Consider the following 15374-nt stretch of genomic DNA (forward strand, 5'->3'; position numbering starts at 1 on the left):
TTATTTTTTATTTGTTGAAAAACTCCGCAATTTTCGCAACTACATATTCTTGCTGCTCCTGTTTCAGTTCAGGGAACATTGGCAATGACAATGCCTCTTTAGCCGCTTTTTCTGATTCAGGAAGGTCTCCTTCTTTATAGCCTAAATCTTTAAAGACAGGCTGAACATGAAGCGGTAGTGGATAGTAGATCATTGTTTGTACACCTTGTTCTTTTAAGAAAGCCTGTAATTCATCACGTTTTTCTACACGGATCGTATACTGGTGGAATACGTGGTAATTTCCTTCTTTCTCAACAGGTGTTTTTACTAAGTTCCCTAACTGCTCAGTAAGTAGCTGTGTATATACGGCTGCCTTTTCTCTTCTAAGCTCGCTCCATTTATCTAAATGCGGGAATTTCACGTTTAAAACAGCTGCCTGCATTTCATCCAAACGGCTGTTATAGCCTAACACATGATGATAGTATTTCGGCTTGCTGCCGTGAACACGGATCACTCGGCTATTTTCTGCAACCTGGTCATCATTTGTAACAACCATGCCCGCATCACCGTATGCTCCAAGGTTCTTTGTTGGGAAGAAACTGTATGTTGCAGCTGTCCCATATTCTGCGACTGTTTTCCCTTTATGCTTTGCACCGATTGCTTGAGCAGCATCGCCGATTACAGCAAGTTGATGCTTATCAGCAATAGCACAAATTTCTTCCATATCTGCTGTTTGCCCATAAAGATGAACAGGGATAATTGCTTTTGTTTTATCAGTAATCGCTGCTTCAATTTTCTTTGGATCAATATTAAATGTTACTGGATCGATATCAACATAGACCGGAGTAGCTCCAGCACGAACAATTGAACCGCCAGTCGCAAAGAAAGTAAACGGAGTAGTAATGACTTCATCGCCTGATTTTACTCCTGCTGCTTGTAACGCAATATGTATAGCATCACTTCCGTTTGCTACCCCAATTCCATGACCAACACGACTATACGCTGCCACATCTGCCTCTAGCTTCTTCACGTTGTCTCCTAGAATAAAATGCGAAGAGCTCATCACTTGATCTAAAGCAGCAAGCATTTCAGTCTTCAATGATTGATATTGTTCACTTAAATCTAACATAGGAATTTTCATATTCATTTCCTCCAACTTCCTAGATGAAATACTAAGTTATTTTAACATAAAATAGACATTCAATCGCTATTTAACACTACGGCAAAATGACAATTTTCGAACATAAATGCACAAAGCAGCGGTTTTTCAAAAAAAGCCGTTTGCGAGTCGTCCACAAACGGCCTACTGTTATTGTCTTCCAGTAACTTTCCGATATATTTTAATAACAGGCTGATACTTCTCGTGTACTAAGCCAATCGTTTCTGCGAGTACTTCCAGGATTAATAATAATCCGAAGATGATAAAAATACTGACCCATAGCGTTGCTGTTGAAAATAGTATAGCACTAATGCTAAAAATAATTCCAAATCCATAAATGCACAGTACGGTTTTCCGATGGGATAACCCGAGTGCAAGCAAACGATGATGCAAATGCGATTTATCAGGAGCTGAAATCGGCTTTTTATTCACAATCCGTCGAATGATTGCATAGGTTGTATCAAAAACAGGCACACCAAGAATGATAATTGGAACAACAAAACTAAATAAGGTGACGCTCTTATACAAACCGAGTAATGACAGAATGGAAATGGCATAGCCTAAAAATAGCGCTCCCGTATCACCCATGAATATTTTTGCCGGATGGAAATTATGGAATAGAAACCCTAATGTGCTTCCTAGCAAAATGAGAGATAGCATCAAAATAAGCGGTTTTCCTGCAATTCCAGCCATAAAAGCAATCGTTGCAATAACAATGGCTGAAATCCCTGCAGAAAGTCCATCAAGGCCATCAATTAAGTTAATGGCGTTCGTAATTGCAACAATCCAGAAAACCGTAATCGGATAAGTCCAAAGACCAACATCAAACGTGCCGATAAACGGAATGGATAAATGATCGATCGTTAAGCCGCTCCCTACAACCGCAGCTGCAGCAAGCAATTGACCGATAAGTTTATATTTCGCTGAAAGTTCATACTTATCATCAAGGATGCCAGTAATAACAATAATAATCGCACCTACTGTAATCCCTGTTATCTTTTCATTATAGAGACCGCCCACAAAATAGCCTGCAATCACTCCAGCAAAGACAGCCAAACCACCGAGTCTAGGCATGATTTTGGAATGCACCTTCCTATGATTCGGTTTGTCCGTTGCACCAATTTTCAGTGCAAACTTAATGACCAAGGGAGTTATTAGCAAGGACGTCACTAAAGCCGCAATAAATGCAGCTAAAAATTTAATATCCAATGATATCACCTTTAGTTTTTTGAATTTATGCAGCCAGATTTATACTACCATATATCAAAAAGAATTCAATTAATTTCATTTTTAAAAATATTCTCTTGTAAGGTATAGCAATTACTTATTAATAGTATCACCTCTTTTTCAATAAAGTCTTTATTAGTTTTCGACCTTAAATGGAAGTTTCCTCTAAAGTTGACGAATATTATCGAAAAAAGTTTCAAATAATGAAGAATAATAGATTCTGTCAAAAATTAACTGCGGCTTCTCTTCTAAAATATATTATACTACATAATATGTTATAATTAGATAGGGAAAAATGTAGTAGCAAAAATAGTTACTAATCTTATAAAATTTGTATTACTTTTAATAATTTCTAGGAGAGAACCGCATGCTATCGTTAATGAAGCGCATATTTAATGAAGATTCTGCCGAACTTAAACGCCTGTATAAACATGTAACAAATATTAATGAGCTAGAAGAAAAAATTTCTGCATTAAGCGACGAGGAGCTTAAAGAGGCTACGCAATATTTAAAGGAAAAGGTTGCTGAAGGGGTATCTGTTCTTGATTTAAAAGAAGAGGCTTTCGCTACAGTAAGGGAAGCTTCTAAACGAGTACTTGGTCTTCGTCACTATGATGTACAGCTGCTTGGAGGTTTAGTCCTTCTTGAAGGCGGAATCGCAGAAATGCGAACAGGTGAAGGAAAAACACTTGTTGCTACGCTGCCTAGCTATTTAAGAGCTTTGGAAGGCAAAGGGGTACACATTATTACAGCGAACGAATACTTAGCAAAACGCGACTATGAACAAATGGGAAAACTATTTAACTTTCTTGGCTTAACCGTTGGCTTAAATATTTCTCAAATCTCTGAAACTGAAAAAAGAGAAGCCTATAACGCGGATATTACTTATGGTACAGGTACGGAATTCGGGTTTGATCTTTTGCGCGATAATATGACATCAAGCTTTGAAGAACGTGTTCAAAGGCCTTTACATTACGCAATTGTTGATGAAGTAGACAGCATTTTAATTGATGAAGCAAGGACACCGCTCATCATTGCCAGCAAATCAGATATTGCAACTGAGTTATTCTATATCACTTCTGAAATCGTAAAGAACTTTGAAGACGGCAACCAGTATGAATTCTATCCTGAAACAAAGCAAATCGTTTTAACAGACAATGGGGCTAACGAATTCGAACAAGCTTTTGGCTTGAAAAATTTATATGATGCCGAACACCGTGAGCTTTTACATAACATCATGCAATCATTACGCGCACATGTCGTCATGAGAAAAGATGTTGATTATATTGTGAAAAAAGATGAAATTGTCCTAGTCGATCAATTTACAGGAAGAATTATGGAAGGCCGGACATTTAGCGATGGTCTTCATCAGGCAATTGAAGCAAAAGAAGGCGTGACTGTTAAGGAAGAAAATCAAACACAGGCTTCCATCACCGTACAGAACTATTTCAGAATCTATAAAATCCTATCCGGGATGACAGGAAGTGCAACGCCATCTAAGAAGGAATTTTTTGAAACGTATAGTCTTCGAGTCGTTTCAGTTCCTACGAATAAACCGAACGCTCGCATAGATGAAGAACCATTGGTTTATAAAGACTATGAATCAAAGGTTGCGAAAATCGTTGAAGAGGTGGCCAAACACAATAAAATCGGCCGTCCAGTCCTAATTGGGACAACCTCCATCGAACAGTCAGAAAAGCTTTCTGTCTATCTGAAAAAAGCTGGTATAAAACATCAAATTCTAAATGCAAAAACGGAGGAAGATGAAGCAAATATCATCTCTCAAGCTGGACAAAGGAATCAGGTCATGCTTTCTACGAATATGGCTGGACGCGGAACCGATATTATCTTGGACCCAGCTGTTAGAGAGCTTGGCGGCTTGCATATTATCGGCACAGAGCTTCATGAGAGTGAAAGAATTGATATGCAGCTAAGGGGAAGAGCCGGAAGACAAGGGGACCCGGGCTCCACTCAATTCATCATATCTATTGAAGATGATATCTTTAATAGTTATGATAAAGATGAGATGGATAAGTGGAAGAAGAGAATCAAAACGGATGAGTCTGGACTGATCATTTCACCCAATCCAGTAAAATTCGTGCTTAAAGTTCAATCCATTGTTGAAGGCAGTCACTTCTCTGCTAGAAACCATCTCCTGAAGCTAGATGATGTTGTCAACCAGCAAAGAAAAATCGTCTATGAAAAACGAGATGAACTGTTGGCAAGTACAAATTCTGTAGATTTAATCATCAACTCTTTACAAAATCATCTAAAAAACATCCTTGACACGTATTGCCCTGCAGAGTCGATTACAGAAAATTCAGCGGCAGAGGGTTTGCATGAGGAGTTAACACTTGTTTTCGGAGAGCTGCCATTTCAAGCATTAGATTTAATCGATCGAGAAAAAGCGGCAATTCAAGAAAAGATCGACCAGTTATATGAGAACTATTTAAATGAAATGAAGGCACTTGAAACAAATGAAGATTTCCAATCACAGGTAAAATTATTATATCTGCAAAATTTAGATCGTTCATGGGTTGTTCATATGGAAATGATGATGCAATTAAGAGAAGGCTTCAATATTCGCGGATACGGTCAAGAGGATCCTTACCGCCTTTACGAGCTAGAAGGCTTCGAAGAGTTCAAGCATTTCCTTGCAGAATTAGACGCTCAAGCAAGCAAGCAAACGAGAATGATTATTCAGCATTTTTTACCTGGTGAGGAGAAAGAATAATTAAGAGGAGGAGTAAGACGATTCAGCCAGAGACTCGTCTTATTCCTTTTAAAAAGGGGACTGAACTGCTAATGGGGATTTTTAATAAGGAAAATAAAGATGTAAACGAGCAAGAGGAGAATAAATCATTAGATATTCGTGAAACGGATAATGATGAAGGGATTAAAACAGAACTATCTTATCACCCTGATTGGGACTTGAGTGTTCAAGAGAAATATGTATTCCAATATAACCATCAAAAGCTGCCGACTCTTCAGCCAAACCAAATTGCAATTAATGGTATTAATTTGTACGAGTATGATGGTGGATTTGTCATTACGGCTTTCTTAAGAAGCTCTCTTCCTAAGCCTGTAGACTTCGAAGTGATCGACTTAGTCATTGTGAATGGCGAAAATGAGCGTCTAGCAAGAAAAAGCTTTGAAATGGACTTGTTCGGTGAATTGCCTCCAAACTCTTGCAGACCATGGAGATTCTTATTCGAAAACGAGAATAAGCTTGTTGATGAAATTCCTAAGAACAATTGGAAGGTTGTTTTTGAACTGAAGCAGAAGGCTCCAGACGTGCTTCCTCTCGATCTTGAGGACAGCTGGAAAGAAGCCTTTAGTGATGAGCAAAAGCAGCATTTAGAAAACATCGTTAAGAGCCTTCCGCCTTTACGTGAAGGGGAAGTTAATTTCATGGGTCTAGAGGCAAAAATGATTGAAGGAAGAGGATTGGCTGCCACATTACTAATCCGCAATGCAAGCAACCGCAGCATTACAATTGAAAACCTGCCGCTCGTTTTTGAAGATGCTTCTGGAGAAGCAATCGCTCAGGCCGGCTTTCAATTAAACAATCTTGAAATCAAGAGCCAAACATGCAAGCCATGGACCTTTGTTTTCCCAGAATCCGCTATAACAAAGGAAAATCTAGATCTATCTAAATGGAAGACATATGTACCTCAATCAGCAGCTGTTAATATGAAAGAAGAGGCCTGAAGCTCAGCTTCAGACCCCTTCTTTTTTTATAGTGAAAAGTAATTAATATGTGTATCCATTTTCGTTATGTATAAGTTATCTCCAAGTCCGTACTGTCCGCCATGCTTATCATCATATGTATAAACACGATATTTCTCTCCAGCTTTCAGCACTCTCTCAACTACCAAATTGTCGTTGCTATCACGTTTCCATAGATTAATAGACTTCTTAATTTCTACTACGCCAATTTGACCAGCCTTCACCTCAAGTCCTTTGAACTCTTGCGGCGGCGGTGGCGGCGCATCAAAATTTGTGAATCGTTTCGCACCTACGTATTTATTTTTCCAGTATTTATCGTCTAACCCATTGATTCTTACACCTTCAGAAGTTGAAGCATGAATAAAGTTATTATCGCCAATATATATACCTGCATGGGATACGCCAGATCCAGAAGTATTAAAGAAAACCGCATCACCAGGCTTCAAGTCTGATTTAGCAACAGATTCGCCAAAATTATATTGGTCCGCTGACCTTCTAGGTAAATTATTTACATTAAAGTTTTCGTATATGTATGTTATATATCCGGAACAATCAAATCCATTCGGTGTTGAGCCTGCATAAACATAAGGGGTTCCAATGAATTTCTTGCTATATTCAACTAGATCATCCGTACTAGCTGCACTTGCGCAGCTCACTCCAAAAACGGTCGGAAGAAGCAATGCTCCCGTAATGACTACTTTCGCTAAAATCTTCATTTAAACCTCCTGAAAATAAGAAGAATGTCGTATATTATCGCTACAAGTATGATTTTACATTATTTTCAGGTAATTTATCATTTCAAATCTATTAAATAATACCTAGTTATATTACATCTATGTTACAAATTATGCGGTTATAGATGATTTTTTTAAAATACTAGCCATATTCCCCCATTTTAAAGGTTGGATATCTGCCTATACATTCCAGAAAAAAAATAAACCTTCTTAGATGTAAGAAGGTTTACGAAAAGTCAGGCCAATTCTTTTGAAATATATCCCCTTTAACTTTTCCGAGTGTTCTATATCGAAAAGGCATTAAATCACTCGCGTCTTTATCCATAAATTCCAGGGCAATTTCTAATGGAATGAGATTAAATTGATCCTGTGCCTCGGAAAGGAAAAAAGCATCTTTAATTTTTCCGCTTTTCTTTGTATCAATTAATAAGAAGGCCGGATAGTAGCTGCCATCTTTTGCTTCAAGAATTGCTTTTGCTGTAATAAAACCTTTTTTCTCTTGTTCAATATCGTCATTTTCGGTTTTATCTAAAACCTTTTGGGCCCAGCCTTGCCTTTTATAACCCCCAATGATTTTGGGAGGATCTTTTTCTAACTGCTTTCTTACTTGTTCCATATTATTCGAACTCATTGACATTCTTTTCCCTCCAACGAAAAGGGTCTCTATAAATTAATTTTTAAAACTTCTATAGGGACTGCTCTTTCTACACAAAAAGAGCACAAAATAGAATTGCTTGTACTAGCGTACCATATCATAAATGACAAATCAAACCAACACCCATAACATTTTTTGTAAGTTTCAGTCATGACAAGGGCCAAATTCCCCAAATCATTATAAAATCAGCGAGAAATTTGGCCTCTTATCTACTTATTTATAAACTGCCTGAATTTGATCAATAAAAATGGCACCGCTATTTTTATTTGTGTCACTTGTTTCCATGTAGCGCACAGGTGCTTCAATGACCAATGGTGTTTTAATATTCTGTGGCACAGCTGCCTCCATATACTTCCAGCCCGTCCAATTTACGTTCTTTGTGAAATCAAGCTGAATCTCTTGGCCGCTTCCATCTTTCAGCTGCATTCTTAACCAATGCCCTTTGCCATCCCCATAAACCCACATGCCGATTTTTTTCGGGTGGCCTTTTAAAGCAATCGGTTTAACCGCATCAATATAAGCACCTGAAGTACCGGATGTACCAGTAAAGTCATAGCTTAGCTTAGCTGAGTATTTTCCAGTTTTACTTAATGGATCCTGTATTACATTCACACTCTTATATCTCGCACCAGTTGCTTTATAGTTAGCTATCCCATTCTCAAAGCCTTCGATTAGGATTGGTTCAGGCGTGCCTACAGTAACGGCAATTTTTGCAGAAACCTTTCCATGAGAAATAGTAATCGTACCTGTTCCTTTTGCGGAACCTGCTTTAAATTCACCTTTATTATTAATAGTACCTAGACTAGCTGGTGATACACTCCATTTGAACAAAGCAGGATCGGAGATAACTGTCTTGCCTTTATAGATTCCCTTCGGCTGAATCTTATAAATCGTATTGTTTTCTACCATAATATCTTTTTCATCCACTTGGATGCTATCAAGCGTATTAATTAGATTCACTTTAATTTTGCTGCTAATATTACCTGATGAAACAGTAATTTCACTATTGCTTATAGAAGTTGAAGCTGTATAGCTGCCATCTGCATTTTTCTTCAATGCCGGAGAGCTATATGCTATCTGAGATACAGGAACCGCGTTGTAGAATTGATCCATCCCTTTAACAGTAATGCCTAAATCCTTATATGTAGCACCTGCAAACAGAGTAAGTTCCTTCGGATTTACGACAAGCTGATTAAGAGGCCCTTTCATCCATTTACTAATAAATAATAATGAATTGGAAACGGAACGCTCCGCTCCATCTGAAGGCTTATTCACTACTGAAACAGAATCATTCCCATGTTCTCTTACAACCATTGTAGAAGATCCGCCGCCATCAAAAGTAAATGCTTGGACAGCACCAAGGTCTTTCATGACTGTAGCCATTTCCGCTAAGGAAAGACCTACACTGTGAAGAGCGTTACGCCCATCAACAACGACTGTAACAATTCCTCCATCTGCTTTAATGCCAATGGCTGATCTTGGATGAACACCTGCAACAGTCTGCTTAACAACCGATCCATTTTTCACTAAGTGGTAGCGGCCGCTTATCGCTTCCACCACTTGATTCCAATCATTTGAAGCAAAATCTGCTTTTACTTCGATCTTGTCACCTACGGCAATGGTTTTTAAATAATTACTGCCCAAATTATGACCAGAAAGAACAAATTCACCGCTATTTAGCTTCTCATCTCCGACATTCTCTACCACTTTCACAACTGTGCCTGTTAATACACTATGACCGTTCAATTGACCAGAGTCTGTTTTGACAACAACCTCTGTTCCAAGATTATTCGTTCGTGTTGAACTTGCAAATGCTGGTGTATAGAGAACAAGATGGTTAGCCGATCTCGTTCTATTAACAGAATTTATCCAATAGGCATTTTGCCCATTTACTTGAACAGAAATTTTCAATTGTGGATTGCCGATTAATGGCTTACCCTCTTTTGTTACACCGAAAACTGCTAATTGATTTAATGGCGTCTGACTCGTTGCAATAATTTCGCCCTGTTGAATCATTAAATCAACCGGATGGCCATTTTTATCAAAGTAGTCACCGTTTATGCCTGCAACGACATGCTTTTCTGGCGTTTTCGCATTGTTTGCTTGTTTTGATACAGGTTCAAATCCGTATAATTGGTCTTTTGCCAAAGCTGTTTCCAAGCTAATCTTTTCTGTTTTGCCATCGTATTCAACCGCATAAATTTTTTGCTTTCCTCTGTTGCTCGCTACAGAAAGCTCTGTTTCTGTTACCCCAGGAGCGATCTTTTTTGATTGCTGCTGTGTAATTTTTCCGATCGAAAGATTTCCTATTGGCTTTGTTGTCGATCCCCCACCGCTATACGCGGCCTCAAGTTCTGCCAGCTTTTTCTTAGATGGCGTTCGGTAATCGACATATCCTGCCATCTTCGTAATATAATAGCCTCCCCCGAGTCCGTATTGGCCTCCAAAGAGGTTGTCATAGCGATACACTCGATATTGCTCACCAGGCTTCAAAATCCGTTCAAATACAAGCTTATTCCCGTCTCTTTTCCATAGATTAATAGGCTTTATTACTTTTATTTTCCCCACTTGGCCTTTAACCATAAGAAGTCCATCCCAGTAAACTTTCGGCTCGCTTGCTGAAGCCTGAGAACTTAACCCAAAAATCAATGCTGCAATTACTACTAGCTTAACTATCCACTTTTTCGTCATTTTCCCTCTCCTTCTTTCTACTATTCTCTTATTATATGACATTTTCCCAGATAATTGGACAAATAACTGGATAAAACGACTTTTGAACTAAAAAACAATAAGTACGAACTTGACTTCATTTCATATGTAACGAGTAATCGGTCATTTTGTGCTATTTTCCGGTCAAATTTTGCTATATTCCGGTCAGAATATCCGCTTTTCCGGTTAAATTCTCCTTTTATTGGCCGCTTTTTCGTTTTATCGGCCACTTTCCACCATTTACAGGCCACCTGCCAATTGAGCAGCAAAAAGCCTGTGGAATTCACCCACAGGCTTTTTTATTTTAGAATTTCCATAAATTGATAGGTTAGCGGTGCAAGTTTTTTCAATTTCGCTCTGGAATGATCATCCCGATAATAGAGCGCAAATGCTTCTGCAAAATATTCCTCGCGATAATTTAGGAAATACTTCTCGTTTGGGAACAATCTTCCTTTTTCTATGTTCCAAATGGCAGTGAAAGCATCTGATGAGGATACATGCTTCTTCAAAATGCTATCAATGGAATGTGCCAGCTCATGCAGTTCTAAATTGATGGAGCCATGGCCGCTCCCCTTTTCACTATGGCCAATTCGAACAACGACTGCCTTTCCACCGCCGACTCCTGGGACATCATCCCACGTTTTATTTGTATCCTCCCAGCCTCGTGGCGCAGCGCCTTTTAAGTGAGCGAATTCTGGTGTATCTGTGATCGGGCCATTGACTAGAATGATATGTATTTGATGATCCATAAGCTGCAGTAATATAGATTCTGGCAAATTCCCTAACCGCTCTTTCACCAGATTAACAGCTGATGTATCATATTCTTCCTTTGGGAGAGTTAATATACTTTCAACTAGACAGGTCTGATCACAATCTAATAGCTTGCGCTTAGTGGCTGAAGGTGTTTCATAGATCACATGCCCCGTCACTTTCGTAATGTAGGCATCTCCTCCGACACCATATTGGCCACCGTAAAGCTCGTCCATTCTGTATACGCGGTATTTTTCTCCGGGCTGAAGCAATCTTACAAATTGAAGACCGTCTTCTGTTCTTTTCCATAGATTTATAGGTTTGATGACTGTTACACGGCCAATCTGTCCTTTTTTCAGCTCAACACCATCCCAATACACGGTAGCAGCTTTGGAATCATCGGGGTGTATCGATAAAAATAGGATGAATACAGCAAAAATAAAAACTAGTTTTTTCAAATCATATCCCCCCAGCTAATTATCTTTATTGTATGTCGGTTCCCAGGAAAAAGATAGAGACTTTTCTGCCAAAAAATACTAAGAATGCATGCGCAAGCGCCTTGGTCATCGCCGTACAAGGACCGGATCTTTCGATGAGAGCGAACCGATGCTGACGCAATCCATGCATAGTCGGACTGAAGTTTGATAAGCGATAGGCGCTGGGGCTGGGGCTGGTGCAGACAACCTTTCACAAAGGTATCCACAACATTCAATCGAAAAAACCTGTGGGGCACGAGATCAGATCGCAAACCAACGAAAGGATTGCTATTCTGATAAAATACCCCACAGGCATCACAACATTTTAATTTTTATATACATTTAATGTGTAAGGATTTAAGGTTGTATTGCCGAACGAATCCCGTACCTTAATGTGGTAAGTGCCTTTGCTGAGGTTAAAGTTTAGAACCTCCGTATCTCCGCTTGCATAGTAATCGGCTGTTGTTACTAGCTTGCCATTTTTATAGAGGGAGATCACACCATCAACTTCCATGCCTGTAGCTAGTTCAATGGTTCCTTTTGTATTCTTGTCGAGTTTCAATTCGTACCAATCTTCATCCCCGTAAGGAATACCAGCATTTAAATGTCCCGTTGCTTGCAGATGCTTGGCAGACTTCGCTTTTAATTTAAGCGGTTTAGATGGGATGTTATTTTTCACGATGGAATCTTTATCCTCATCGTTTTTATTAACAGGGTTAAGCGTAAGTACATATGGCATTAATGAGAAAGAGTTAAGACCATCGAAATAGCCAGAGGCAGTGATAAAATAGTTCTTGCCTTTCTCTGCTTTAAAGGATCCATACGTTTTCCCTTGATCCGCACCCTTGCTAATATACTGAGATTTTGTCATTTCCTCATCATCTAATTTACGGTTTTTATTTGTATCCTCTACAATCACTAAATTGCCATAGAATGGACTCATCAGTTCCTTCGGATACTGAGATTTAAATTTCTCACTCACTTTCTTTCTTTCGAGTGTAATTCCAAAAATATCATTTTGTTTGCTTTCAAAATAGAAGACATCCTGGTCATTTGGCATAGCAAAGTTTCCTTCAATCACATTTGAAGTAAGATTCTTCGCATTTTCTGGCTTATCATTGTCCTCATATTTATCCTGAGGATTTTTTACAACAAGCTTTGAAGTGAACTGATAAGGATCAAATGAAATACTGCCGTTATAGTAATTCGTATTTATTTTTACAAAATACGTTTCATTTTTCTTTAACCCTGTATATACAGAAGTACTTAGTTCCCCAAATTGCCAGAATGAATATTCATTTGTACCAATCATTTCCATATAAGAATATTCTTCTCCGTTTCGATCCTTCTCTTCCCTGACTTGATAGATTCCTAGCATTGGGATAGAAGCATCCTTATCAGATAATAGAAACTCATAGATGCCATTCTCTTCCGGCGTAAAGCTGAACCAATCCTCATCCTCTAATGTTTGGAGATATCCCGTTCCAGAATCGCCAATTTTATAAGGCTGTGCTCCGTCTTTGATCGTTTGCACATAATCAAATTCCTCTTCTTGAGGAGTGGTTGTAATAAGCCCTAATTGTTTTTCTAGCATACTCATTTCCTCTTCAGGAGAGAAAAATACTGGCAATGAATCCTCATCTGGAGGCAGAACCTTGCCTTCCACACTTAACTGATAAGGGATCGCTGAAGATTCAGGGCTTTGCTCTTCCTCCATCATTCCCATATTCATGAAGAAATCAAATATCCCAAAATAGTTGCTGTTTTTATTCGAAACTTTAATTAATAATTCAGTCTCAGGATTGGCAGTAAAGGTTAGTATTTCACCTTCACTCTTGCCTTTATTGTTCGCATAGTACGATGGTTCTTCAGGGAATTGAGCTAGCTCCTCAGGCAGCTCTGCCTCTTGCATTTCTCCCTCAGCCATTTCAGATGAAAGCCATTTCTCATAAACACTTATACTTGTATCTACACCCGGAATACCTGAAAGATCAATGCGAACTACTTGCTCCTCTTCAACAGAGAAACGGTAGTAATCGTCATCGCCTTCTTCACCGATCAAAGTAAAGTTTTCCTTTCCGGATTTATATGGCAGCTTCAGATCAATCGGTGCTTCAAGTGTGGATTCATCCTTTGGCAGCTCTGTATATTTTTTCACGGAAAGATTATACTTGGATAGCTGACTTTTCGAGTCATCATAGCTTCCATTCACATCTTTTACAGCAAAGGTTAGCTTTCCAGAGGATGGAACCTTATAAAGCTTGCCTTCTGTTTTCCCATTTAGCACTTTATTGACATCGACTTTTTCTTTGCCGTCAGGTGAGTTGATAAGTAATTTGTAATCAAATTGCTTTGCACCCTCTAGAGAGAATTGAATGTATTCTCCAGCCTTCACCTCTGTTTGGTACCATTTTTCTTCAAATGGCTTTGTAATTGCACCATTAATGGTAGAGGTTTTAGCCAAGTCTACTTCTTCAGCCTTTTCAAGAATTTCTTTAACAGTCAATTCTTTATAATTTGTTAAGTTTGGTAGTTTCTTTATATCAAAATTAAGTGCGGCAACCGGGTTAACGAGTCCATTTCCGTATTTAACGTCAAACCCTTTATCCCCTAAATCCTCGGTTGTATGTTCTAAAATATATTCCACCTGCATAGGTGTAAGATTTGGATGCTTGGATAGCAGCAAGGAAGCAACACCTGCAACCATTGGAGAGGCCATGGAAGTACCGCTCATTTTAACAAAACTTGATTTCTTTTCGTAATCATAGAGCGTGCTGTACACTTCATCTCCTGGGGCTACAACATCAACCGATGGTCCATAGGATGAGAAGTCTGATAGTTTCTTTTCACTATTAATAGAACCGACACTAATAACTCCCTCATATGCAGCCGGATAGCTTGCAATATCCGCTCCATCATTTCCTGCTGCTGCAACGATCGTAATATTTTTTTCCAATGCTTTTTTGATCGCTTCCTCGATCACTGGCGATTTCATCGGTCCGCCTAAACTCATATTGATTACTTTGGCACCTTTTTCAACAGCGTGTAAAATTCCATCAGCAATCGCATAGTCATATGCCCCATACCCGCGATCAAAGACATCGATAGGAAGAATGCTTACATTTGGATTTACGCCAAAACCGCCAATGCCATTATTTTTGTTTCCTGCAATAATCCCCGTCACATGGGTCCCGTGGAAATCAGGCGTTCCTTGATTCATCGGATTTACTGCGTTGTAGCTAGGCAAAAGCTTCCCTTTTAGCTCTGGGTGCTGCATATCCACACCTTGGTCAATGACAGCGACTGTCACCTTATTCTTGCCTGCCAGCTGGTGCGCTTTATTCAGATTTAGCATGTCAATATAGTACTGTTCAGACACTTTTGGGTCTTTGATATTTAAAGGCTTATACAATGCACTTGGATTCACAGAATTGACATGAGTAAACCCTTTATATTTCCCCATGACCTTTTGAAGATTCTTTTTGTTGTTAACTTTAACAACGGCGTAGTTGAGACTAGGGAAATTCTTAAGCAATGTACCACCCGCTATGCGATGCTCTGCTTGAGTGAGCGGTTTCGAATATTTAATGACAATCGTATCATCACTTAAAGCCTTTTCATTAGCTATGTCCAGCTTTTTCTGAAGCTGCGGATTGCTTACGTTGATCGCAGCTACATCCGCTGGTTTTTTTTCTGCAAAGACAGAAGTCCCCGCTGCTAGATTACTAGAAATTAAGCCAAGCCCTACTGTAACTGATAAAGCATTGCGAACCCATTTTTTCATAGTATCCCCCTATTTTTTATACTAGCTTTATCTTACTAATAATTACCAAATAATAGCAAGCAATACCCTAACCAAACTTTTTACCAAATTCGACAGACTGACATAGCTGAATGGCATAGAACACATGTTAAAGAACTACCGTCCACTCCACGTGTACAAACAAGGCCGATTT

The 15374-nt window shown here is 38.9% G+C and carries 9 protein-coding genes; 2 read left to right on the forward strand and 7 right to left on the reverse strand.

From position 1 onward, the window contains the following. Positions 1-7: 7 nt before the first annotated feature. Together RUH74_RS13890 and RUH74_RS13895 are read right to left on the reverse strand one after the other, a co-directional pair. Positions 8-1120 carry a DegT/DnrJ/EryC1/StrS family aminotransferase gene (locus RUH74_RS13890; protein WP_313800930.1) on the reverse strand — a complete coding sequence of 371 codons (1113 nt, stop codon included), beginning with the start codon at positions 1118-1120 and terminating at the stop codon, positions 8-10. Between the two features lie 168 nt (positions 1121-1288). Continuing rightward, entirely contained in the window at positions 1289-2347 is a 1059-nt protein-coding gene (locus tag RUH74_RS13895) for a glycosyltransferase family 4 protein (protein WP_313800932.1), read from the reverse strand. A gap of 385 nt (positions 2348-2732) precedes the next feature. Between RUH74_RS13895 and secA2 the strand changes: the two genes are divergently transcribed. Beyond that, a complete protein-coding gene (secA2, locus tag RUH74_RS13900) occupies positions 2733-5099 on the forward strand; it encodes an accessory Sec system translocase SecA2 (RefSeq protein WP_313800934.1) in 2367 nt (788 codons plus the stop codon). 71 nt (positions 5100-5170) lie between these two features. Next, entirely contained in the window at positions 5171-6076 is a 906-nt protein-coding gene (locus tag RUH74_RS13905) for an accessory Sec system S-layer assembly protein (RefSeq protein WP_313800936.1), read from the forward strand. Between the two features lie 26 nt (positions 6077-6102). Here the strand turns inward: RUH74_RS13905 and RUH74_RS13910 are convergent, their stop codons facing one another. From RUH74_RS13910 to RUH74_RS13930, 5 genes are all read right to left on the reverse strand, one after another. Continuing rightward, positions 6103-6810, reverse strand: a complete 708-nt coding sequence (locus RUH74_RS13910) for a C40 family peptidase (protein ID WP_313800938.1) — start codon at positions 6808-6810, stop codon at positions 6103-6105. Between the two features lie 244 nt (positions 6811-7054). Beyond that, positions 7055-7465 carry a hypothetical protein gene (locus RUH74_RS13915; RefSeq protein ID WP_313800940.1) on the reverse strand — a complete coding sequence of 137 codons (411 nt, stop codon included), beginning with the start codon at positions 7463-7465 and terminating at the stop codon, positions 7055-7057. 231 nt (positions 7466-7696) lie between these two features. Further along, positions 7697-10174 (reverse strand): phosphodiester glycosidase family protein, encoded by a 2478-nt coding sequence (locus RUH74_RS13920; RefSeq protein WP_313800942.1) that lies wholly within the window; start codon positions 10172-10174, stop codon positions 7697-7699. Between the two features lie 317 nt (positions 10175-10491). After that, on the reverse strand, positions 10492-11400 hold the full coding sequence (locus tag RUH74_RS13925; protein ID WP_313800944.1) for an anthrax toxin lethal factor-related metalloendopeptidase: 909 nt from the start codon (positions 11398-11400) through the stop codon (positions 10492-10494). Positions 11401-11743: 343 nt separating this feature from the next. Next, positions 11744-15202, reverse strand: a complete 3459-nt coding sequence (locus RUH74_RS13930) for a S8 family peptidase (RefSeq protein ID WP_313800946.1) — start codon at positions 15200-15202, stop codon at positions 11744-11746. Positions 15203-15374: the final 172 nt, after the last annotated feature.

Source organism: Cytobacillus sp. (assembly GCF_032154635.1).
Lineage (GTDB): Bacteria > Bacillota > Bacilli > Bacillales > Cytobacillaceae > Cytobacillus.